Here is a 21412-nt window from a genome sequence, read left to right on the forward strand (position 1 = left end):
CAGTGAAACGATGCATCGCCGATGGTAGTGTGGGGTTTCCCCATGTGAGAGTAGGTCATCGTCAAGATTCATTTCGCAAAACCCCTATCTGCGCACGCAGGTAGGGGTTTTGTCTTTCCGGGGATCGTGACAGGCTTTAGTCGGCTCCCACATTTCGAGCTCGGAACACTAGAATAGAGCCGACGTACCTATTCAGAATCTCGAGATGCCCGATCCCTTCAAAACCGAAGCCTTGGACCAGTTACCGCTGGACGAACTGGTTGCTTGCCACGAATGCGATCTGTTGATGCGCAAGCCGGTGCTGCAACATGGCGAAAAAGCCCAATGCCCACGCTGTGGCTACGAGCTGTACGCCCACCGATACAATGTGGTCAATCGCAGCCTTGCTCTGGTGCTGACCGCCTTGCTGCTATTCGTGCCGGCCAACTTCCTGCCCATTATGCAGTTACACCTGCTTGGCCAGACTTCGGACGATACCGTCTGGAGTGGCGTGCTAGGCCTGTACAACTCGGAAATGCGCGGCGTCGCCGTGGTGGTGTTCCTGTGCAGCATGGCCATCCCCTTGCTCAAGTTGCTGTGTCAGCTGGCCGTGCTGCTGAGCATTCGCCTGAATGTCGGGCGCAGTTACGGCCTGCTGTTCTACCGCATCTATCACCACCTGCGCGACTGGGGCATGCTCGAGGTCTACTTCATGGGCGTGCTGGTGGCGATCGTCAAGCTCGTGGACCTGGCCGAGCTGACCGTTGGCCTTGGCCTGTTCTGTTTCATCAGCCTGTTGCTGATCCAGGTCTGGCTCGAAGTGGTGATGTCGCCACACCAGATCTGGAGCGCGTTGTCGGGGGAGGATCTCCATGCGGGCGATTGATGCAGGCATTCTGGTCTGCAATGAGTGTCATGAACTGAACCGTCAGGATGCCGAGAGCGATTCGCAGACCTGTACGCGCTGCGGCGCCATCGTGCACGGGCGCCGACCCAACAGCATCATCCGTACCTGGGCGCTGCTGATCACCGCTTCGATTCTGTACATCCCGGCCAACCTGTTGCCGATCATGACTGTCAGCACCCTGGGGCAGGGTAGCGGCGACACCATCATGTCCGGCGTCATCACCTTGCTCAAGCACGGCATGTTGCCTATCGCCGCTGTGGTGTTCATTGCCAGCATCCTCGTGCCCACTTTCAAGCTGGTGGGCATCGCTCTGCTGCTGTATTCGGTCCAGCGTCGCCAGCCACTGTCGGCAAGGCAAAGGATCCTGATGTACCGCTTCATCGAGTTCATAGGGCGCTGGTCCATGCTGGACATCTTCGTCATCGCCATTCTGGTGGCAGTGGTGAATTTCGGCCGTATCGCCAGTGTCGAAGCCAACCTGGGCGCTGTCGCCTTCGCAACTGTGGTGATCCTCACGATGCTTGCTGCTTTAACTTTCGATCCCCGACTGATCTGGGATAACACGGAGTCGGATGACGACCATGAGTGACATGCCAACGGCTAAAACCCGCCCTGCCTCGAATTGGTCGGCCATCTGGATCCTGCCGCTGATCGCACTGATGATCGGTGGCTGGCTGGCCTGGCAGGCCTATCGCGACGCTGGCGTGGAGATCGAAGTGCGTTTCGAGACCGGCGAGGGCATCGTCGCCAACAAGACCGAGGTGATCTTCAAAGGCATGTCGGTGGGCAAGGTCACCAAACTCGTGCTGGATGCAGAGGGCGAGAAGCAGGGGGTGATCGCCACCATCGAGATGAACAAAGCCGCCGAGCCGCACCTGAACAAGGGCACGCGCTTCTGGCTGGTCAAGCCAAGTGTCAGCCTGGCCGGTATCTCTGGCCTGGAAACGCTGGTGTCGGGCAATTACATCGCGGTGAGCCCGGGTGAGGGTGAGTTGACCAAGCGCTTTACCGCATTGAAGGTTGCACCACCGCTGTCCGATTCCGAGCCTGGTTTGCACCTGACCCTGAAGGCCGAGCGCCTGGGTTCGCTCAATCGGGACAGCCCGGTGTTCTACAAGCAGATCCAGGTTGGCCGGGTGAAAAGCTATCGCCTTTCCGAAGACCAGAGCACGGTCGAGGTCAAAGTGTTCATCGAGCCGGCCTATGCCAGCCTGGTGCGCAAGCACACGCGTTTCTGGAATGCCAGCGGCATCAGTATCGACGCTGATCTGTCGGGTGTGAAAGTGCGCAGCGAGTCGCTGTCGAGCATTGTCGCCGGCGGTATCGCCTTCGCCACGCCAGAGTATCGCAAGGACAGCCCACCGACCGACCCGAGCCTGCCGTTCCGCTTGTATGAAGACTTCGATGCGGCCCAGGCGGGTATCCGTGTCAAAGTGAAACTGAGCGACTACGAGGGCCTGCAGGCCGGCCGTACGCCAGTCATGTACAAAGGTATTCAGGTCGGCTCGCTTAAAACCCTGAAGATGGAAGACAACCTGGCCAGTGCCACGGCCGAGCTGACCCTGGACCCGTTGGCCGAGGACTACCTGGTCGATGGTACGCAGTTCTGGGTGGTCAAGCCTTCCATCTCCCTTGCCGGTATCACGGGCCTGGAAGCGTTGGTCAAGGGTAACTACATTGCCATTCGCCCAGGCGAGAAAGGCGCCAAGCCGCAGCGCGAGTTCGAGGCCCGGCCCAAGGCGCCGCCGCTGGACCTGAAAGCCCCCGGCCTGCACCTGGTGCTGTTCGCCGATACGCTGGGCTCGCTGGAGGTAGGCAGCCCGGTGATGTACCGGCAGGTCAAGGTAGGTAGCGTGCAGAGCTATCAGTTTGCCCGCAACAGCAAGCGCATCCTGATTGGTGTGCACATCGAGAAGGAATACGAGAACCTGGTCAATGGCTCCTCGCGCTTCTGGAACGTCAGTGGTATTACCCTGACCGGCGGCCTGTCGGGTATCAAGATCAAGAGTGAGTCGCTACAGACCCTCATGGCTGGCGGTATCGCCTTCGATACGCCTACACCCAATGTTGCGCTCAAGCGCCATATCCCACGCTTCCGGCTGATGGAGAGCCAAGAGGCGGTGAACCGTACCGGTACCCTGGTCACCATTCGGGTAGACCGGGCCGACGGCCTCAAGCCGGGTACGCCAATCCGCTTCCGTGGCCTGGATGTGGGGAGCGTCGAGAGCGTGGACCTGACAAAGGACTTGCAGGCGGTGCTGCTGCGGGCACGTATTACCGAGGCGGCTGAGCGCATCGCCCGTGCTGGCACGCAATTCTGGGTGGTCAAGCCGGCACTTGGGCTCGTGCGTACCGAGAACCTCGATACCCTGATTGGTGGGCAGTACATCGAAGTGCAGCCGGCGGTGAAGGACAAGGGACCGCAGCGTGATTTCATTGCGCTGGGCGAAGCGCCCGAAATCGCAGGGGAGGAAATCGGCCTGCCGTTGACCCTGAGTGCGCCGCGACGTGGTTCGATCAAGCCGGGAGTGCCTGTTACCTATCGCGAGGTGGCGGTGGGCAAGGTGACCGGCTTCGAGCTGGGCCAGACTGCGGATCGTGTATTGATCCATATTCTGATCGAGCCGCGTTATGCCGCCCTGGTGCGCGGCGGTAGCCGGTTCTGGAACAGCAGTGGTTTCGGCTTCGATTGGGGGCTGTTCAAGGGCGCTACGGTGCGTACGGAGTCGCTGGAGACGCTCATCGATGGCGGTATTGCATTTGCCACGCCTGAGGGCGAGCAGATGGGCAACCCGGCACGGCCGCAGCAGACCTTCGCCTTGTTCGACAAGCCGGAAGATGCCTGGCTGCAGTGGGCACCGAAGATCCAGATCGCCAAGTAGCTGCAATACCGCGTAGGAGCGGCCTTGTGTCGCGAAAGGGGCGCGCAGCGGCCCCAAAAATCTCCGCCCCAGCATAGATTGCCGGGGCCGCTGCGCGCCCTTTCGCGACACAAGGCCGCTCCTGCAAGAGTGCGATGTATCAGCAAGAAATTACAGGCATAAAAAAACCGACCCTAGGGTCGGTTTTTTCGACAAGCGTCGCTTAGGCAGCTGCAGCTTCTTTCAGTGCCTTGATGTGGCCATTCAGACGGCCTTTGTGGCGAGCAGCTTTGTTCTTGTGGATGATACCTTTGTCGGCCATACGGTCGATTACAGGTACAGCCAGAACGTAAGCGGCTTGCGCTTTTTCGGCGTCTTTTGCGTCGATGGCTTTAACTACATTCTTGATGTAGGTGCGGACCATGGAACGCAGGCTGGCGTTGTGGCTGCGACGCTTCTCAGCCTGTTTTGCACGTTTCTTGGCGGAAGGTGTGTTGGCCACCGTCGAGCTCCTCGAAAGACTTTAGGTAAATAGCAAACAAAATAGGCCGCGAATCATGCCGATGAGTCGACCGGATGTCAAGGCCACCTGCAGGGTTCCGCCGAGTGGTGCAGTAACAGGCGGGAAATATTCCTTTCTGCCGTGCTACCTGTAAACTCGGGATTTTTTGGCTCCCCTGCGAAGGCGCGGGAGTATCGCACATTCGGACGCTGTCTGGCAGCGCCCTCTGTCCCTGGCGTGAATCTTTTCGATGAATCTGCTCAAATCCCTCGCTGCAGTCAGCTCCATCACCATGATTTCGCGGGTACTGGGCTTCGTGCGCGACACCATCCTGGCCCGTGTTTTCGGTGCCGGTATCGCCACCGATGCCTTCTTCATCGCTTTCAAACTGCCCAACCTGCTGCGACGGATCTTTGCCGAAGGGGCATTTTCCCAGGCGTTCGTGCCGATCCTGGCCGAATACAAGACCCAGCAGGGCGAGGAGGCCACGCGCACCTTCATCGCCTACGTCAGCGGCCTGCTGACCCTGGTACTGGCCCTGGTCACGGCCGTCGGCATCCTCGCCGCGCCCTGGGTGGTCTGGGCCACTGCCCCCGGCTTCGTCGACAGTGCCGAGAAATACGCGCTGACCACCGACCTGCTGCGGGTGACCTTCCCTTATATATTGCTGATTTCGCTGTCGTCCCTGGCCGGCGCGATTCTCAACACCTGGAACCGCTTTTCGGTCCCGGCGTTCACCCCGACCTTGCTCAACGTGGCGATGATCATCTTCGCCTTGCTGCTCACGCCATATTTCGACCCGCCGATCATGGCCCTGGCCTGGGGCGTGCTGGCCGGTGGCCTGGCGCAGTTGCTGTATCAACTGCCAGCACTGAAGAAGATCGGCATGCTCGTGCTGCCACGTCTCAACCTGCGCGACGCGGGTGTGTGGCGGGTGCTCAAGCAGATGTTGCCGGCGATCCTCGGGGTGTCTGTGAGCCAGATCTCGCTGATCATCAACACCATCTTCGCCTCCTTCCTGGTGGCCGGTTCAGTGTCGTGGATGTACTACGCCGATCGCCTCATGGAACTGCCGTCCGGCGTGCTGGGCGTGGCCTTGGGTACCATCCTGCTGCCGACCCTGGCCAAGACCTACGCCAACAAGGACCGCGAAGAGTATTCGCGGATCATGGACTGGGGCCTGCGCCTGTGCTTCCTGCTGGTGCTGCCGTGCACCCTGGCCCTGGCGATCCTCGCCGAGCCGCTGACCGTGGCGTTGTTCCAGTACGGCAAGTTCAGCGCCTTCGACGCCGCGATGACCCAGCGCGCGCTGATTGCCTACTCGGTCGGCCTGCTGGCGATCATTCTGGTCAAGGTACTGGCACCAGGCTTTTATGCGCAGCAGAATATCCGTACCCCGGTGAAGATCGCCGTCTTCACCCTGGTCTGCACCCAGCTGTTCAACCTGGCGCTGGTCGGCCCGCTGCAGCACGCCGGCCTGGCCCTGGCCATCAGCCTGGGCGCCTGCCTTAACGCGGGCCTGCTGTTCTGGAAGCTGCGCAGCCAGCAGTTGTTTCAGCCACAGCCGGGCTGGGCGATGTACCTGCTCAAACTGGTGCTGGCAGTCAGCCTGATGACCGCAGTGCTGTTGCTGGGCATGCACTACCTGCCGGCCTGGGAACAGGGCAACATGCTGCAGCGGTTCCTGCGCCTGGGCGCGTTGATCGCGGCGGGTGTTGTGACCTATTTCGGTTGCCTGTACTTGTGTGGTTTCCGTCCCCGGCATTTTGCCCGCAAGGCCCTGCATTGAGCTTGAAGGCGGGTCAGGCGTCGGTTTTTCGCATTCCACGCCACCCCTTGGCGCTGCTGCCTGTCACCAGCGCCCGGGTGTGGTTATAATCGGCCACTTTATGAGCAAGAAGCGCGTTATGCAGCTGGTTCGAGGTCTTCACAACCTGCGCCCCGAGCACCGGGGCTGTGTCGCCACCATTGGCAACTTCGACGGGGTTCACCGCGGCCACCAGGCGATCCTGGCGCGCCTGCGCGAGCGCGGCCAGGAATTGGGCCTGCCGACGTGCGTGGTGATCTTCGAACCGCAGCCGCGCGAGTACTTCGCCCCGGACACCGCGCCCGCCCGCCTGGCGCGCTTGCGCGACAAGGTCGAGCTGCTGGCCGCAGAAGGCATCGACCGGGTTCTGTGCCTGGCGTTCAACCAGCGCTTGAGCAAGCTCAGCGCCGATGACTTCGTCAAGGCGATCCTGGTCGACGGCCTGGGCGTACGTCACCTGGAAGTGGGCGACGACTTCCGCTTCGGCTGCGATCGCGCCGGCGACTTCGCCTTCCTGGTCGCCGCTGGCAAGCAGCACGGGTTTACCGTCGAAGCGGCCAACACGGTGATCCAGGACGGCCTGCGGGTCAGCAGCACCGAAGTGCGCAAGGCGCTGGCCGAGGGCGACTTCGAGCTGGCCGAGCACTTGCTGGGCCGGCCATATCGTATTACTGGCCGCGTGCTGCATGGCCAGAAGCTGGCCCGCCAGCTTGGTACGCCGACCGCCAACATCCAGCTCAAGCGTCGCCGTGTGCCGCTGTCCGGGGTCTACCTGGCCAGCATCGAGATCGACGGCAAGGCCTGGCCGGGTGTCGGCAACATTGGCGTGCGCCCGACGGTGGCCGGTGACGGCCGCCCGCACCTCGAGATTCATCTACTGGATTATGCCGGCGATCTGTATGGCCGGCGCCTGACGGTGGAATTCCACCACAAGCTGCGTGAAGAGCAGCGATTCGCCTCCCTGGAGGCGCTGAAGTCGGCGATCGATGCGGATATCGCCGCCGCACGTGCACATTGGCACGCTCAACCGCTAACCAAGAGCCTGAAATGACCGACTACAAAGCCACGCTAAACCTTCCGGACACCGCCTTCCCCATGAAGGCCGGCCTGCCTCAGCGCGAACCGCAGATCCTGCAGCGCTGGGACAGCATTGGCCTGTACCAGAAGCTGCGCGAAATTGGCAAGGATCGTCCGAAGTTCGTCCTGCACGACGGCCCGCCCTATGCCAACGGCAAGATTCACATCGGTCATGCGCTGAACAAGATCCTCAAGGACATGATCGTCCGTTCCAAGACCCTGTCCGGCTTCGATGCGCCGTACGTACCGGGCTGGGACTGCCACGGCCTGCCAATCGAGCACAAGGTCGAGGTCACCCACGGCAAGCACCTGACTGCCGACCGTACCCGCGAGCTGTGCCGCGAGTACGCCGCCGAGCAGATCGAAGGGCAGAAGACCGAGTTCATCCGCCTGGGCGTGCTGGGTGATTGGGACAACCCCTACAAGACCATGAACTTCGCCAACGAGGCCGGTGAAATCCGTGCTCTGGCCGAGATGGTCAAGCAAGGCTTCGTGTTCAAGGGCCTCAAGCCTGTGAACTGGTGTTTCGATTGCGGCTCGGCCCTGGCTGAAGCCGAAGTCGAATACGCCGACAAGAAATCCCAGACCATCGACGTGGCGTTCCCGGTCGCCGATGAGGCCAAGCTGGCCGCCGCCTTCGGCCTGGCGTCGCTGGCCAAGCCAGCCGCCATCGTGATCTGGACCACCACCCCGTGGACCATCCCGGCCAACCAGGCGCTGAACATCCACCCGGAGTTCAAGTACGCCCTGGTCGATACCGGCGAGCGCCTGCTGGTGCTGGCTGAAGAGCTGGTCGAGTCGTGCCTCAAGCGCTACAACCTGGAAGGTTCGGTTATCGCCACCGCCCCGGGTTCGGCCCTGGAGCTGGTGAACTTCCGTCACCCGTTCTACGACCGCCTGTCGCCTGTCTACCTGGCCGACTACGTCGAACTGGGCGCCGGTACCGGCGTAGTGCACTCGGCACCTGCCTACGGTGAAGACGACTTCGTCACCTGCAAGCGCTACGGCATGGTCAACGACGACATTCTCACCCCGGTGCAGAGCAACGGCGTGTACGTCGAGTCGCTGCCTTTCTTCGGCGGCCAGTTCATCTGGAAGGCCAACCCGGCCATCGTCGACAAGCTGAGCGAAGTCGGCGCGCTGATGCACACCGAAACCATCAGCCACAGCTACATGCACTGCTGGCGCCACAAGACCCCGCTGATCTACCGCGCCACCGCGCAGTGGTTCGTCGGTATGGACAAGCAGCCGAGCACCGGCGAGCCGCTGCGCGAGCGTGCACTCAAAGCCATCGAAGACACCAAGTTCGTTCCGGCCTGGGGCCAGGCGCGCCTGCACTCGATGATCGCCAACCGCCCAGACTGGTGTATCTCGCGTCAGCGCAACTGGGGCGTGCCGATCCCGTTCTTCCTGCACAAGCAGACCGGCGAGCTGCACCCGCGTACCGTCGAGTTGATGGAAGCCGTGGCCAAGCGCGTCGAGCAAGAGGGCATCGAAGCCTGGTTCAAGCTGGACGCCGCCGAACTGCTGGGTGACGAAGTCGGTCAGTACGACAAGATCGCCGATACCCTGGACGTCTGGTTCGACTCCGGTACCACCCACTGGCACGTGCTGCGTGGCTCGCACGATATCGGCCACGCCACTGGCCCGCGCGCCGACCTGTATCTGGAAGGTTCCGACCAGCACCGCGGCTGGTTCCACTCTTCCTTGCTGACCGGCTGCGCCATCGACGGCCACGCGCCGTATCGCGAACTTCTGACCCACGGCTTCACTGTGGATGAAAACGGCCGCAAGATGTCCAAGTCGCTGGGCAACACCATCGAGCCGGAGAAGGTCAACAACACCCTGGGTGCCGACATCCTGCGCCTGTGGGTTTCGGCGACCGACTATTCGGGCGAGATGGCCGTTTCCGAGCAGATCCTGCAACGCAGCGCCGATGCCTACCGCCGCATCCGCAACACCGCGCGCTTCCTGCTCTCCAACCTGTCCGGCTTCGACCCGTCCCGCGACCTGCTGGCCCCGGAAGACATGCTGGCCCTGGACCGCTGGGCGGTGGACCGTACCCTGCTGCTGCAGCGCGAGCTGGAAGAGCACTACGGCGAATACCGCTTCTGGAACGTCTACTCGAAGATCCACAACTTCTGCGTGCAGGAGCTGGGCGGCTTCTACCTCGACATCATCAAGGACCGCCAGTACACCACCGGCGCCAACAGTGTCGCCCGACGTTCCTGCCAGACTGCGCTGTACCACATCAGCGAAGCGCTGGTGCGCTGGATCGCGCCGATCCTGGCGTTCACCGCCGACGAGATCTGGCAGTACCTGCCGGGCGAGCGCAACGAATCGGTGATGCTCAATGGCTGGTACCAGGGCCTGACCGAGCTGCCGGAAGGCACCGAACTGGACCGCGCCTACTGGGACCGCGTAATGGCCGTTAAAGCTGCGGTCAACAAGGAGCTGGAGAACCAGCGTACCGCCAAAGTCATCGGCGGCAACCTGCAGGCCGAAGTCACCCTGTTCGCCGAGGAAGGCCTGAGCGCCGACCTGGACAAGCTGGGCGACGAACTGCGCTTCGTGCTGATCACCTCGGCCGCCAGCGTCGTGCCGTTCGCCCAGGCCCCGGCCGAAGCCGTGGCCACCGAAGTCGAAGGCCTCAAGCTGCAGGTGGTCAAGTCTGGCCACGTCAAGTGCGGCCGTTGCTGGCACTTCCGGGCTGACGTCGGCAGCCACCCGGAACACCCGGAAATCTGCAGCCGTTGTGTCGACAACCTGAGCGGCTCCGGTGAGGTGCGCCACTATGCCTAACCCTGCGGCGGGGCGCTTCGGGCGCCTTGCATGGCTCTGGTTGAGCTTGCTGGTCCTGGTCATCGACCAGGCCACCAAGCTTTACTTCAACAACGCGTTGACCATGTACCAGCAAATCGTCGTCATTCCTGACTACTTCAGCTGGACCCTGGCCTACAACACCGGCGCTGCGTTCAGCTTCCTGGCCGACAGTTCGGGCTGGCAGCGTTGGCTGTTCGCCCTGATCGCCGTGGTGGTCAGTTCGGTGCTGGTGGTCTGGCTCAAGCGCCTGGGGCGCAACGAGACCTGGCTGGCCGTGGCGCTGGCGCTGGTACTGGGTGGTGCCATTGGCAACCTGTACGACCGTATCGTGCTTGGCCACGTGGTCGACTTCATCCTGGTGCACTGGCACAACACCTACCGCTTCCCGGCCTTCAACGTGGCCGACAGCGCCATCACCGTTGGTGCGGTGATGCTGGCGCTGGATATGTTCAAGAGCAAGAAGTCCGAGGATCCGGTCCATGACTGACACCCGTATCGGCCAGAACACCGAAGTCACCCTGCACTTCGCGCTGCACCTGGAAAACGGCGACACCGTCGACAGCACGTTCGACAAGGCCCCGGCCACCTTCAAGGTCGGCGACGGCAACCTGCTGCCAGGCTTCGAGAGTGCCCTGTTCGGCTTCAAGGCCGGTGACAAGCGCACCGTGGTGGTGGCCCCGGAGAATGCCTTCGGCCAGCCCAACCCACAGAACGTGCAAGTCATGCCACGGTCCCAGTTCGAAGGCATGGAGCTGTCCGACGGGCTGCTGATCATCTTCAACGACGCCGCCAACACCGAGCTACCGGGTGTGGTCAAAGCCTTCGATGACAATCAGGTGACCATCGACTTCAATCACCCACTGGCTGGAAAGACCCTGACCTTCGAGGTGGAGATCCTCGAGGTCAAGGGCCTGTAAGCCTGGAGCCGAGCATGCAAATCAAACTCGCCAACCCGCGCGGCTTCTGCGCGGGGGTCGACCGGGCGATCGAAATCGTCAACCGCGCGCTGGAAGTCTTCGGCCCGCCGATCTATGTGCGTCACGAAGTGGTGCACAACAAGTTCGTGGTGGAAGACCTGCGCAACCGTGGCGCCATCTTCGTCGAAGAGCTGGACCAGGTGCCGGACGACGTCATCGTCATCTTCAGTGCCCACGGTGTTTCCCAGGCCGTGCGCCAGGAAGCTGCCGGCCGTGGCCTGAAAGTGTTTGACGCGACCTGCCCGCTGGTCACCAAGGTGCACATCGAAGTGGCCAAGTACAGCCGCGATGGCCGTGAGTGCATTCTCATCGGTCACGAGGGGCATCCGGAAGTCGAAGGCACCATGGGGCAATACGACGTCAGCAACGGGGGGGCCATCTACCTCGTCGAAGACGAAGACGATGTTGCCCAGTTGCAGGTGAACGACCCGGACCACCTGGCTTTCGTTACCCAGACCACGCTGTCGATGGACGACACCAGCCGCGTCATCGATGCACTGCGGGCACGCTTCCCGAACATCGGCGGCCCGCGCAAGGACGACATCTGCTACGCCACGCAAAACCGCCAGGACGCTGTGAAGCAACTGGCTGACGAGTGTGATGTATTGCTGGTGGTTGGCAGCCCCAACAGCTCCAACTCCAACCGCCTGCGCGAGCTGGCAGAGCGCATGGGCACCCCGGCCTATCTGATCGATGGCGCGGAGGACATGCAGCGAGCCTGGTTTGAAAAGGCGCAGCGGGTGGGCATCACTGCCGGTGCTTCGGCCCCCGAGGTGTTGGTGCAGGGTGTGATCGAACAGCTCAAGGCATGGGGCGCTACCGGCGCCGAGGAGCTGGATGGGCGGCCGGAGAACATCACGTTCTCCATGCCCAAAGAGTTGCGGGTTCGCTCGCTGATCTGAGTCAGCGGCCTGCGCACAGGGGGTCTCTTTCTTCTTTTGTGCGCAGGTCGACTCTGCCTGCCCTTGATATCACCACCTGGTACCTGCTGCTCGCTGAAGAGCGCTCGCATACTTTCAGTGTCGCGCCGAATCGCCCCGCAGTTATACCCAGAGCACTGAATTTCACCTGTCCCTTGGTGTTTTCGGCGATTCGTATCGAGCGCATCAAACGGTGTTCACGCAGCACTTGCTGATTGTGCTCGAGTTGCACGATCCAGCCCTTGCTCCAGTCATTTTCCAACGGTCGCACAAGCACCGGCTGGCTTTGCAGCATGGCATGGCTGCGTGCACTGCGCAGTGCCTGTGCCAGATCCCGAGCTGCCGCCGCCCTGTGCAGGTCATCGCTCAGCTTCGCGTAGGCAGGCATACCGAGTTGCGTCAGTAACGCGGCCATGGCCAGGGCGAACATCATTTGAATCAGTGTTACACCACGTTGCCTCACCGTGCATTCCTCCCTGGAAGTGCTTGGCTATAGCTTCACGGTCGTTGGGCAGGAGGTCCAGTCGACCAAGTTCAAGACAATTGCGGGAAAAGTCGCAGGAGGTGCAGGGATGCACAAGAAACAGAGGGGCATGACGCTTCTGGAAGTGTTGTTGGCGGTCGTTGTGGTGGCTGTGGGTTCGTTCGCTTCAGCAGCGTTGCAATTGAAGGCATTGCGAGCAACCGACGAAGCGCGCCGTGACGGGCAGGCGGCATTGGCGGCGCACAGCGAACGTGAACGGGGTCGGCAATGAGGCGTATGCAAGCCGGCTTCGGTTTACTGGAGGTGATGCAGGCGCTGGCAATCGGGCTGATGGTGCTGTCGGCTGCCAGTCAGCTGTTCGTTTCCGCCCATCAAACATGGCGTCTTCAAGGCGCCGCACTACGCCTGCAGGATGATGCGCGTCTGGCGCTGCTGCGGATGGCGCAGGATATCCGCATGGCAGGGATGTTCGGTTGCCTGCGACTGAAACACGATGACTTCGTCGATCCGATGGCTCGGCAGGCATTTGCGCAGCCACTGTTGATTGGTCCGTCCAGCCTCGAACTGGTGGTCGGGGAGACAGTTGAACATACAGGTAGGCCGGACTGGACGCTGGTGACTGACTGCCGTACGGAATCCCGAGTGCACAAAGATCCCCCTTCGCCCACGGGAAAGCTGATGGCTCTGCGTATCAGTCGTCATCGCTATGAACTACGCGGCTCAACCCTTCAATTCATATGGGGAGGAGGCTCCCAGCCACTGATCGAACATGTGCGTGAGATGCAGGTTACGCAGGTTGATGCACCAGGCGGCGGGAGGGTGGATCTAAGGCTGACGTTATTCGAGCCGACGTTACAACTTGAGCAGCGCCATGAACTCAGCGTGGCACTGAGAAATTCGGGCTTCGACTCATGAGCCGCCAACGGGGAATGGTTCTGCTGCTATCTCTGGTACTGAGCCTGCTCTTGGCTTTGCTGGCGGCCTCAGCCCTTCGCGATGCCTTGCTCGAGACGCGAATGACTGGCGCGATGGAAGACGCCCTGCAGGCATTTGAAGAAGCAGAAGCCGTGTTGCAAGCAGGCGTTGAAGGACTCCTGCATTCGCCTCCGGGCAAGTGCAGCGACTGCAAACCTCCACCGCACCCCCACGATCTGTCAGGCCAATGGCAAAGCGTCAGAGACGGCTACTTTCACCTGCAGAACCTGGGGACAACGGAGCGCGCCGCCCACATGCCCGAGGGCGAAAAGGTCACCCTGTATCGAATAACAGCCGTCAGCCAGCAATTGGCCGCTCGCCAGGTGCTTGAAGCCGTCTACGCCATACCAACCGCTCAACCACAAGCTCCCCAGCGCATCCTCTGGCGGCAAAGACTGAGGCAGGACTGACATGCAGCAAGGTATGACCCTGATCGAGTTGTTGATTGTCGTGGCCGTGACCGGCATTCTGGCAGCCATTGCCTACCCCAGTTACAGCGACCAGCTCAGGCGAGCCGCACGCAGCGAAGTGGTTGGCCTGCTGCATGACGCCGCCCTGCGCCTGGAGCGCCATCGCGTGCGCACCGGCCAGTACGCCGAGGGCGACCCGCAACTGCCCACCAGCAATCGCCACTACCGCCTGCAGGCCCAACGCGACAGCGACACCTTCACGCTGATCGCACGCCGGCTGCCCGAGGGGCTGATGGCCGATGACCGTTGTGGCGACTTCCAACTCGACCAAGCCGGCGTGCACAGCAACCCGGGTGGTGTCGAAAGCAGCGAGCGCTGCTGGGGAAGCTGAAGGTTGAATGATGCCCATGCATCGCGGATTTACTTCAGGTGTTGGATCGACAGATGAGCAAGCAAGTAGTGGTGGTCGGCGGCGGGGTGATCGGCCTGCTGACCGCGTTCAACCTGGCAGATAAGGTCGGCCAGGTGGTGGTGTGTGACCAAGGCGAAGTGGGCCGAGAGTCTTCCTGGGCCGGTGGCGGCATCGTTTCGCCCTTGTACCCTTGGCGCTACAGCCCGGCGGTGACTGCCCTGGCCCACTGGTCGCAGGATTTTTATCCACAGCTGGGCGAGCGGCTGTTCGCCAGTACGGGTATCGACCCGGAAGTACACACCACTGGCCTGTACTGGCTCGATCTGGACGATGAAGCCGAGGCGCTGGCTTGGGCCGAGCGCGAGCGCAGGCCACTCAGCGCTGTGGATATCTCGGCCGCCTATGACGCGGTGCCGGTACTTGGCTCGGGTTTCAAGCACGCCATCTACATGGCAGGCGTGGCCAACGTGCGCAATCCCCGGTTGGTGAAGTCGCTCAAGGCAGCGTTGCAGGCGCTGCCCAACGTGACCTTGCGCGAGCATTGTCAGGTCAGTGGTTTCGTTCATGAGAACGGGTGTGTCACTGGCGTACAGACGGCTGACGGTGTGCTTGCAGCAGATGAAGTGGTGCTCAGCGCTGGCGCGTGGAGCGGTGATCTGCTGCGCACCTTGGGGCTCGAGCTGCCGGTCGAGCCGGTGAAGGGCCAGATGATCCTGTTCAAATGTGCCGAAGACTTCCTGCCCAGCATGGTGCTGGCCAAGGGGCGCTATGCGATCCCGCGTCGTGATGGGCACATTCTGGTGGGCAGTACGCTGGAGCATGCCGGCTACGACAAGACCCCGACCGAGGACGCGCTGGCCAGCCTCAAGGCTTCGGCTATCGAGTTGCTGCCTGAGCTCAAGGATGCAGCGGTGGTAGGCCACTGGGCCGGGCTGCGGCCGGGTTCGCCTGAGGGCATCCCCTACATCGGGCCAGTGCCTGGGCATGATGGCCTGTGGTTGAACTGCGGCCACTACCGCAACGGGCTGGTGCTGGCGCCGGCTTCGTGTCAGCTGTTTACAGACCTGCTGACCGGGGGCGAACCGATCATTGACCCGGCGCCGTATGCGCCAGACGGGCGTTTGGGCTGAGATTGCCGGGCCCGCTGCGCGGGCCTTTCGCGACACAAGGCCGCTCCTACAACAGTCCGCGATCCCTGAGCGGCCTTGTGCCGCGAAAGGGCTGCAAGGCAGCCCCAATTTCACCAAGCTAAACGATCACCGCGATTGGCCAGGCCCTTGCTGCAAGTGCGCCTGGCTGCAATACCACTCCGTACCCTGCTGCAACGCGTTGTTGTCGGGCAGGTGTACGCCGCAGTGGGCGCAGCGCACCATCTTCAGTGGCGCGTCGAGCTTGGGCTCGGAGTGCGACTGCTGGCTGACTTTGAACTTGCGCCACAGCCAGAACGCGGCGGCGATCAGGGCGATCCAGAAAAGTAGGCGAACCATGGTGTCCAGCTTGTTGGTTGTAGAAGCCGACAGTCTAGGGCGCGGCCATGAAAAAAGGGAGGCCTCGGGCCTCCCTTTCTCACAGCGCATGGGTCAGTCGAACAGACCAAAGGTCATGTAGCTGAACCACGAGCGGCCTTTTTCGGCCTCTTTCGGGCCTTCCGGCAGGATTGGCTCGCCGTTCTCGTCCTTCGGCAGCAGCTCTTGGGGCATTTCGTCGCGTGCGTCCTGGAACTGCTTGACCACATCCTGGTTGGCGCGAGTTTCGCCCGGCGGCAGCGGGGTTTCGGTCTCGATCAGGCCCAGGGTGGCCTTGGACAGCCAGCCGCGGCCATCAGACTCGGTCTGCTTGGGCTGGAACTGGCCATCGACCAGGCTCGGGTGGTCCGGGTAGTTGAGCTTGAGGGTTTCCAGGCTGGTGGCAGCCAGCTCGTCCAGGTGCATCTTCTGGTACGACTCGACCATGACCGCCAGGCCGTCGCCGACCGATGGGGTTTCCTGGAAGTTCTCGACCACGTAGCGGCCACGGTTGGCAGCGGCCACATAAGCCTGGCGGCTAAGGTAGTAGTCGGCCACGTGAATTTCGTAGGAGGCCAGCAGGTTGCGCAGGTAGATCATGCGCTGCTTGGCATCCGGTGCGTAGCGGCTGTTGGGGAAGCGGCTGGTCAGCTGAGCGAACTCGTTGTACGAGTCACGGGCGGCGCCCGGGTCACGCTTGGTCATGTCCAGCGGCAGGAAGCGCGCCAGCAGGCCGCGGTCCTGGTCGAAAGAGGTCAGGCCCTTGAGGTAGTAGGCGTAGTCGACATTCGGGTGCTGCGGGTGCAGGCGAATGAAGCGCTCGGCGGCCGATTTGGCCGCCTCCGGCTCGGAGTTCTTGTAGTTGGCGTAGATCAGCTCGAGCTGCGCCTGGTCGGCGTAGCGGCCGAACGGGTAGCGCGACTCCAGGGCCTTGAGCTTGTTCACGGCGCTGGTGTAGCTGGAGTTGTCCAGGTCAGCCTGAGCCTGTTGATACAGTTCGGCCTCGCTGAGGTTCTCGTCAATGACTTCCTTATTGGAGGAACAGGCCGCGGTGAGCCCGAGGATGGCGATCAGCAGCAGGTGTTTCACTTGCATGGCGGCTTGCGTCCCTTTGACGGCCGCTGTCTTGGGCGGTGCCGTCCTGTTATGATGAGCGCCCCGGCCAACCCCGGGACAAAAGAAGCCGTATTTAACCACAAGCTCGCAGCTGAAACCAAAGGCTGTGCGCCCGCCGAATCGAGCATGTCCGAGATCATTCAACTTAGCGCAGAGGTCCCGTCCGAACTGGGCGGTCAACGCCTCGACCAGGTCGCCGCCCAATTGTTCGCCGAGTATTCGCGTTCGCGGCTTACTACGTGGATCAAAGAGGGCCGCCTGACGGTCGATGGTGCCGTCGTGCGCCCTCGTGACCCGGTTCATGGTGGTTCGCAACTTCTTCTGGAGGCCGAGCAAGAGGCCCAGGGCGAGTGGGTCGCAGAAGATATCGAACTGGATATCGTCTACGAAGACGACCATATCATGGTGATCAACAAGCCTGCCGGGCTGGTTGTGCACCCGGCTGCCGGGCATGCCAGCGGTACGCTGCTCAATGCGCTGCTGCACCACGTGCCAGACATCGTCAACGTGCCGCGCGCCGGTATCGTTCATCGCCTGGACAAAGACACCACCGGTCTGATGGTGGTGGCCAAGACCCTGCAGGCGCAGACCAAGCTGGTCGAGCAGTTGCAGAGCCGCACTGTCAGCCGCATCTACGAGTGCATCGTGGTTGGGGTGGTGATCGCCGGCGGCAAGATCGACGCCCCGATCGGCCGTCACGGTGGGCTGCGTCAGCGCATGGCGGTCACGGACGGCGGCAAGCCTGCGGTCAGCCACTACCGGGTGCTCAAACGCTTCCGTTCGCACACCCATGTACGGGTCAAGCTGGAAACTGGTCGTACTCACCAGATCCGTGTGCACATGGCGCATGTCGGTTATCCATTGGTCGGCGACCAGACGTACGGTGTGCGTTTCCGTATTCCGCCGGCAGCCAGCCCAACCATGGTCGAGGCGGTCAAGACCTTCCCGCGCCAGGCGCTGCATGCTCGGTTCCTTGCTTTGGTCCATCCGATCACCGGTGAGAAGATGAAGTGGGAGTCGCCACTGCCGGACGACTTCGTCTGGCTGCTGTCGCTGCTCAACCAGGACCGCGAGAGCTTTATCGGATGAATGGCCTGGCGCAGTCGCTGCTGATCCCCGACTGGCCAGCCCCGGCGTCGGTTCGCGCCTGCGTCACCACTCGTGAGGGCGGCGTCAGCCTCCCGCCCTATGACACCTTCAATCTTGGTGATCACGTCGGCGACGACCCGGCCTCCGTCGCCGAGAACCGTCGCCGCCTGAGCAACGCGTTCAGCATCCAGCCCGCCTGGCTCAAGCAGGTGCACGGCCTGGTGGTGGCGGATGCCGACCCGACCGTGGTGGCCGAGGCCGATGCCAGCTGGACTGCCCAGCCGGGCATCGCCTGTACCGTGATGACTGCCGATTGCCTGCCGGCGCTGTTCTGTGACCGCGCTGGTACCCGCGTGGCTGCGGCTCATGCCGGCTGGCGCGGGCTGGCGGGTGGCGTGCTCGAGGCCACCCTCGATCGCCTGGCGCTGGCGCCTGAAGAGGTGCTGGTGTGGCTCGGGCCGGCCATTGGCCCTAAGGTGTTCGAAGTGGGGCTGGAAGTGCGTGATGCCTTTACCGCTGCGCACCCTGAAGCGGCCCGGGCCTTCGTCGAGGGCGAGCGGCCGGGCAAGTTGATGGCCGATATCTATGCGCTGGCGCGCATTCGCCTGGCGGCACGTGGGGTGACGGCTGTGTATGGCGGTGGCTACTGCACGGTGACTGATGCCCGCTTCTTCTCCTATCGCCGCACCCCACAGGGTGGGCGTTTTGCATCGCTGGTCTGGCTGGACCCGCGCTGAGCGATCAAGCTGACCCCGGTCAACCCCGCTACGCTTGAATCTTCCAGAATCAGCCTTATCTATAAGGCATCTCAGGCAGGTTTCTTCATAAACAGGCGCTGTCCATCGCTCCGACCTGCCCTTTAAAGGAAGGTACACCATGCGAATAGACCGTTTGACCAGCAAGCTCCAGCTTGCAATATCCGATGCCCAATCCCTGGCCGTTGGCATGGACCACCCCGCCATCGAGCCCGTGCACCTGTTGCAGGCGTTGCTCGAACAGCAGGGCGGTTCGATCAAGCCGCTGCTGATGCAGGTTGGTTTCGACATCAACAGCCTGCGCCAGGCGTTGGTGAAAGAACTCGACCAGTTGCCGAAAATCCAGAACCCCACCGGCGACGTGAACATGTCGCAGGACCTGGCGCGCCTGCTCAACCAGGCAGACCGTCTGGCCCAGCAGAAGGGCGACCAGTTCATTTCCAGCGAACTGGTGCTGCTCGCCGCCATGGACGAGAACAGCAAGCTCGGCAAGCTGCTGCTCGGCCAGGGTGTGAGCAAGAAAGCCCTGGAAAACGCCATCAACAACCTGCGCGGCGGCGCGGCGGTGAATGACGCCAATGCCGAAGAGTCGCGCCAGGCCCTGGACAAGTACACCGTCGACCTGACCAAGCGCGCCGAAGAAGGCAAGCTTGACCCGGTGATTGGCCGTGACGATGAAATCCGCCGCACCGTGCAGGTGCTGCAGCGCCGCACCAAGAACAACCCGGTGCTGATCGGTGAGCCAGGCGTCGGTAAAACCGCCATTGCCGAGGGCCTGGCCCAGCGCATCATCAACGGTGAAGTGCCCGATGGCCTGAAAGGCAAGCGCCTGCTGGCGCTGGACATGGGCGCGCTGATCGCCGGTGCCAAATACCGCGGCGAGTTCGAAGAGCGCCTCAAAGGCCTGCTCAACGAGCTGTCCAAGCAGGAAGGCCAGATCATCCTGTTCATCGACGAACTGCACACCATGGTCGGCGCCGGCAAAGGCGAGGGCGCCATGGACGCCGGTAACATGCTAAAGCCGGCCCTGGCCCGTGGCGAATTGCACTGCGTAGGCGCCACAACGCTCAACGAATACCGGCAGTTCATCGAGAAAGACGCAGCCCTGGAGCGGCGCTTCCAGAAAGTGCTGGTGGAAGAGCCGAGCGAGGAAGACACCATCGCCATCCTGCGTGGCCTGAAAGAGCGCTATGAAGTGCACCACAAGGTGGCCATCACCGACGGTGCGATCATTGCTGCGGCCAAGCTCAGCCACCGCTACATTACCGACCGCCAGCTGCCGGACAAGGCTATCGACCTGATCGACGAAGCGGCCAGCCGCATCCGCATGGAGATCGACTCCAAGCCGGAAGTGCTCGACCGCCTCGACCGTCGCCTGATCCAGCTGAAAGTGGAATCCCAGGCGCTGAAGAAGGAAGAAGACGAAGCGGCCAGGAAGCGCCTCGAGAAGCTCACCGAGGAAATCGAGCGGCTGGAGCGCGAGTATTCCGACCTGGAAGAGATCTGGGCGTCGGAGAAAGCCGAAGTGCAGGGCTCTGCGCAGATCCAGCAAAAGATTGAGCAGGCCCGTCAGGAGCTGGAGGCCGCCCGCCGCAAAGGTGACCTGAGCCGCATGGCCGAGTTGCAGTACGGGGTGATCCCGGACCTGGAGCGCAGCCTGCAGATGGTGGACCAGCACGGCAAGACCGACAACCAGTTGCTGCGCAACAAGGTCACCGAGGAAGAAATTGCCGAAGTGGTGTCCAAGTGGACCGGCATTCCGGTGGCGAAGATGCTCGAAGGCGAGCGCGAGAAGCTGCTGAAGATGGAAGCATTGCTGCACCAGCGGGTGATCGGCCAGGGCGAGGCGGTGACTGCGGTTGCCAACGCCGTGCGCCGTTCGCGTGCCGGGCTGTCCGACCCGAACCGGCCAAGTGGTTCGTTCCTGTTCCTCGGCCCGACCGGGGTGGGCAAGACCGAGCTGTGCAAGGCACTGGCCGAGTTCCTGTTCGACACCGAAGAGGCCATGGTGCGCATCGACATGTCCGAGTTCATGGAGAAACACTCCGTGGCTCGCCTGATCGGCGCTCCGCCAGGCTATGTCGGTTATGAAGAGGGCGGTTACCTGACCGAGGCCGTGCGCCGCAAGCCGTACTCGGTGGTGCTGCTGGACGAAGTGGAGAAGGCCCACCCGGATGTGTTCAACGTGCTGCTGCAGGTACTCGAAGATGGCCGCCTGACGGACAGCCATGGCCGCACCGTGGACTTCCGCAACACGGTGATCGTGATGACCTCGAACCTGGGCTCGGCGCAGATCCAGGAGCTGGTGGGTGACCGCGAGGCGCAGCGTGCGGCCGTGATGGACGCCGTGGGTTCGCACTTCCGCCCTGAGTTCATCAACCGTATCGACGAAGTGGTGGTGTTCGAGCCACTGGGCCGCGAGCAGATCGCCGGTATTACCGAGATCCAGCTTGGCCGCTTGCGCAGCCGCCTGCTCGAGCGCGAACTGTCGCTGAGCCTGAGCCCGGAGGCGTTGGACAAGCTGATCGCCGTGGGTTACGACCCGGTGTATGGCGCACGTCCGCTCAAGCGGGCAATCCAGCGCTGGATCGAGAACCCGCTGGCGCAGCTGATCCTGGCTGGCACGTTCATCCCGGGGGCGGCGATTACCGCCAAGGTGGAAGGCGACGAAATCGTCTTTGCCTGATTGCTGTCATGAACCAGCCCCGCTTCGGCGGGGCTTTTTTTGCACTGCGCCTGTGGTGGGGCCAGTAAATCCGGGCCTTTCCGCCTTTTCTGGATAACCTGCTGAAATTTTTGAAATTTCTGCTTGC

Annotated in this window: 21 protein-coding genes; 17 read left to right on the forward strand and 4 right to left on the reverse strand. The window is 62.3% G+C overall.

The window, feature by feature from the left end:
- Positions 1-205 precede the first annotated feature (205 nt).
- The 3 genes from ACIPW4_RS25000 to ACIPW4_RS25010 are packed head-to-tail and all read left to right on the forward strand — an operon-like array spanning position 206 to position 3768.
- Positions 206-865: a paraquat-inducible protein A gene (locus tag ACIPW4_RS25000; RefSeq protein WP_400662752.1), complete on the forward strand. Its 660-nt coding sequence runs from the start codon at positions 206-208 to the stop codon at positions 863-865.
- Positions 852-1475, forward strand: coding sequence for a paraquat-inducible protein A (locus ACIPW4_RS25005; protein ID WP_400662755.1), 624 nt, complete (start codon positions 852-854; stop codon positions 1473-1475). The genes ACIPW4_RS25000 and ACIPW4_RS25005 overlap by 14 nt, the downstream gene beginning before the upstream one ends.
- Positions 1468-3768, forward strand: a complete 2301-nt coding sequence (locus ACIPW4_RS25010; protein WP_400662758.1) for an MlaD family protein — start codon at positions 1468-1470, stop codon at positions 3766-3768. Before ACIPW4_RS25005 ends, ACIPW4_RS25010 begins: the two co-directional genes overlap by 8 nt.
- A 202-nt stretch (positions 3769-3970) precedes the next feature.
- Here ACIPW4_RS25010 and rpsT read toward each other — a convergent pair whose 3' ends face one another.
- Complete coding sequence (rpsT, locus tag ACIPW4_RS25015) at positions 3971-4249, reverse strand: 30S ribosomal protein S20 (protein ID WP_003247625.1); 279 nt, start codon at positions 4247-4249, stop codon at positions 3971-3973.
- Between the two features lie 250 nt (positions 4250-4499).
- On the opposite strand from rpsT, the gene murJ reads away from it, so the two are divergent.
- The 6 genes from murJ (at position 4500) to ispH (ending at position 11835) form a co-directional block, all read left to right on the forward strand.
- Positions 4500-6038 carry a murein biosynthesis integral membrane protein MurJ gene (gene murJ, locus ACIPW4_RS25020; RefSeq protein WP_400662761.1) on the forward strand — a complete coding sequence of 513 codons (1539 nt, stop codon included), beginning with the start codon at positions 4500-4502 and terminating at the stop codon, positions 6036-6038.
- A 118-nt stretch (positions 6039-6156) separates the two neighbouring features.
- Entirely contained in the window at positions 6157-7107 is a 951-nt protein-coding gene (ribF, locus tag ACIPW4_RS25025) for a bifunctional riboflavin kinase/FAD synthetase (protein ID WP_400662764.1), read from the forward strand.
- The gene (gene ileS / locus ACIPW4_RS25030; RefSeq protein ID WP_400662767.1) at positions 7104-9935 is read left to right on the forward strand and encodes an isoleucine--tRNA ligase; all 2832 of its coding nucleotides are present in this window, start codon (positions 7104-7106) and stop codon (positions 9933-9935) included. Before ribF ends, ileS begins: the two co-directional genes overlap by 4 nt.
- A complete protein-coding gene (gene lspA, locus ACIPW4_RS25035; protein WP_400662770.1) occupies positions 9928-10443 on the forward strand; it encodes a signal peptidase II in 516 nt (171 codons plus the stop codon). Before ileS ends, lspA begins: the two co-directional genes overlap by 8 nt.
- A complete protein-coding gene (gene fkpB / locus ACIPW4_RS25040; protein WP_400662773.1) occupies positions 10436-10873 on the forward strand; it encodes an FKBP-type peptidyl-prolyl cis-trans isomerase in 438 nt (145 codons plus the stop codon). The genes lspA and fkpB overlap by 8 nt, the downstream gene beginning before the upstream one ends.
- Before the next feature lie 14 nt (positions 10874-10887).
- Positions 10888-11835: a 4-hydroxy-3-methylbut-2-enyl diphosphate reductase gene (ispH, locus tag ACIPW4_RS25045; protein ID WP_400662776.1), complete on the forward strand. Its 948-nt coding sequence runs from the start codon at positions 10888-10890 to the stop codon at positions 11833-11835.
- A 1-nt stretch (position 11836) separates the two neighbouring features.
- Here the strand turns inward: ispH and ACIPW4_RS25050 are convergent, their stop codons facing one another.
- Positions 11837-12316, reverse strand: coding sequence for a GspH/FimT family pseudopilin (locus ACIPW4_RS25050; RefSeq protein WP_400662779.1), 480 nt, complete (start codon positions 12314-12316; stop codon positions 11837-11839).
- A gap of 109 nt (positions 12317-12425) precedes the next feature.
- On the opposite strand from ACIPW4_RS25050, the gene ACIPW4_RS25055 reads away from it, so the two are divergent.
- The 5 genes from ACIPW4_RS25055 to thiO are packed head-to-tail and all read left to right on the forward strand — an operon-like array spanning position 12426 to position 15264.
- Positions 12426-12608 (forward strand): prepilin-type N-terminal cleavage/methylation domain-containing protein, encoded by a 183-nt coding sequence (locus ACIPW4_RS25055; RefSeq protein WP_400662782.1) that lies wholly within the window; start codon positions 12426-12428, stop codon positions 12606-12608.
- On the forward strand, positions 12605-13252 hold the full coding sequence (locus ACIPW4_RS25060; protein ID WP_400662785.1) for a PilW family protein: 648 nt from the start codon (positions 12605-12607) through the stop codon (positions 13250-13252). The genes ACIPW4_RS25055 and ACIPW4_RS25060 overlap by 4 nt, the downstream gene beginning before the upstream one ends.
- Positions 13249-13722 carry a hypothetical protein gene (locus ACIPW4_RS25065; RefSeq protein WP_400662788.1) on the forward strand — a complete coding sequence of 158 codons (474 nt, stop codon included), beginning with the start codon at positions 13249-13251 and terminating at the stop codon, positions 13720-13722. Before ACIPW4_RS25060 ends, ACIPW4_RS25065 begins: the two co-directional genes overlap by 4 nt.
- A 1-nt stretch (position 13723) precedes the next feature.
- Positions 13724-14113 (forward strand): type IV pilin protein, encoded by a 390-nt coding sequence (locus ACIPW4_RS25070; protein WP_400662791.1) that lies wholly within the window; start codon positions 13724-13726, stop codon positions 14111-14113.
- A 53-nt stretch (positions 14114-14166) separates the two neighbouring features.
- Positions 14167-15264, forward strand: a complete 1098-nt coding sequence (thiO, locus tag ACIPW4_RS25075) for a glycine oxidase ThiO (protein ID WP_400662793.1) — start codon at positions 14167-14169, stop codon at positions 15262-15264.
- 126 nt (positions 15265-15390) lie between these two features.
- On the opposite strand, the gene ACIPW4_RS25080 is transcribed toward thiO, so the two are convergent.
- Both ACIPW4_RS25080 and ACIPW4_RS25085 read right to left on the reverse strand, forming a co-directional pair.
- On the reverse strand, positions 15391-15621 hold the full coding sequence (locus tag ACIPW4_RS25080; RefSeq protein ID WP_400662796.1) for a PP0621 family protein: 231 nt from the start codon (positions 15619-15621) through the stop codon (positions 15391-15393).
- Between the two features lie 93 nt (positions 15622-15714).
- Complete coding sequence (locus tag ACIPW4_RS25085) at positions 15715-16734, reverse strand: outer membrane protein assembly factor BamD (RefSeq protein WP_400662799.1); 1020 nt, start codon at positions 16732-16734, stop codon at positions 15715-15717.
- A 147-nt stretch (positions 16735-16881) separates the two neighbouring features.
- Between ACIPW4_RS25085 and rluD the strand changes: the two genes are divergently transcribed.
- The 3 genes from rluD (at position 16882) to clpB (ending at position 21285) form a co-directional block, all read left to right on the forward strand.
- Positions 16882-17844, forward strand: coding sequence for a 23S rRNA pseudouridine(1911/1915/1917) synthase RluD (gene rluD / locus ACIPW4_RS25090; protein WP_400662801.1), 963 nt, complete (start codon positions 16882-16884; stop codon positions 17842-17844).
- Positions 17841-18581 (forward strand): peptidoglycan editing factor PgeF, encoded by a 741-nt coding sequence (gene pgeF / locus ACIPW4_RS25095; RefSeq protein WP_400662804.1) that lies wholly within the window; start codon positions 17841-17843, stop codon positions 18579-18581. The genes rluD and pgeF overlap by 4 nt, the downstream gene beginning before the upstream one ends.
- Positions 18582-18720: 139 nt before the next feature.
- Positions 18721-21285, forward strand: a complete 2565-nt coding sequence (clpB, locus tag ACIPW4_RS25100) for an ATP-dependent chaperone ClpB (protein WP_400662805.1) — start codon at positions 18721-18723, stop codon at positions 21283-21285.
- The last annotated feature ends 127 nt before the right edge of the window (positions 21286-21412 follow it).

Origin of the sequence: Pseudomonas sp. NPDC089996 (genome assembly GCF_044748405.1) — a bacterium.
Taxonomy (GTDB): domain Bacteria; phylum Pseudomonadota; class Gammaproteobacteria; order Pseudomonadales; family Pseudomonadaceae; genus Aquipseudomonas.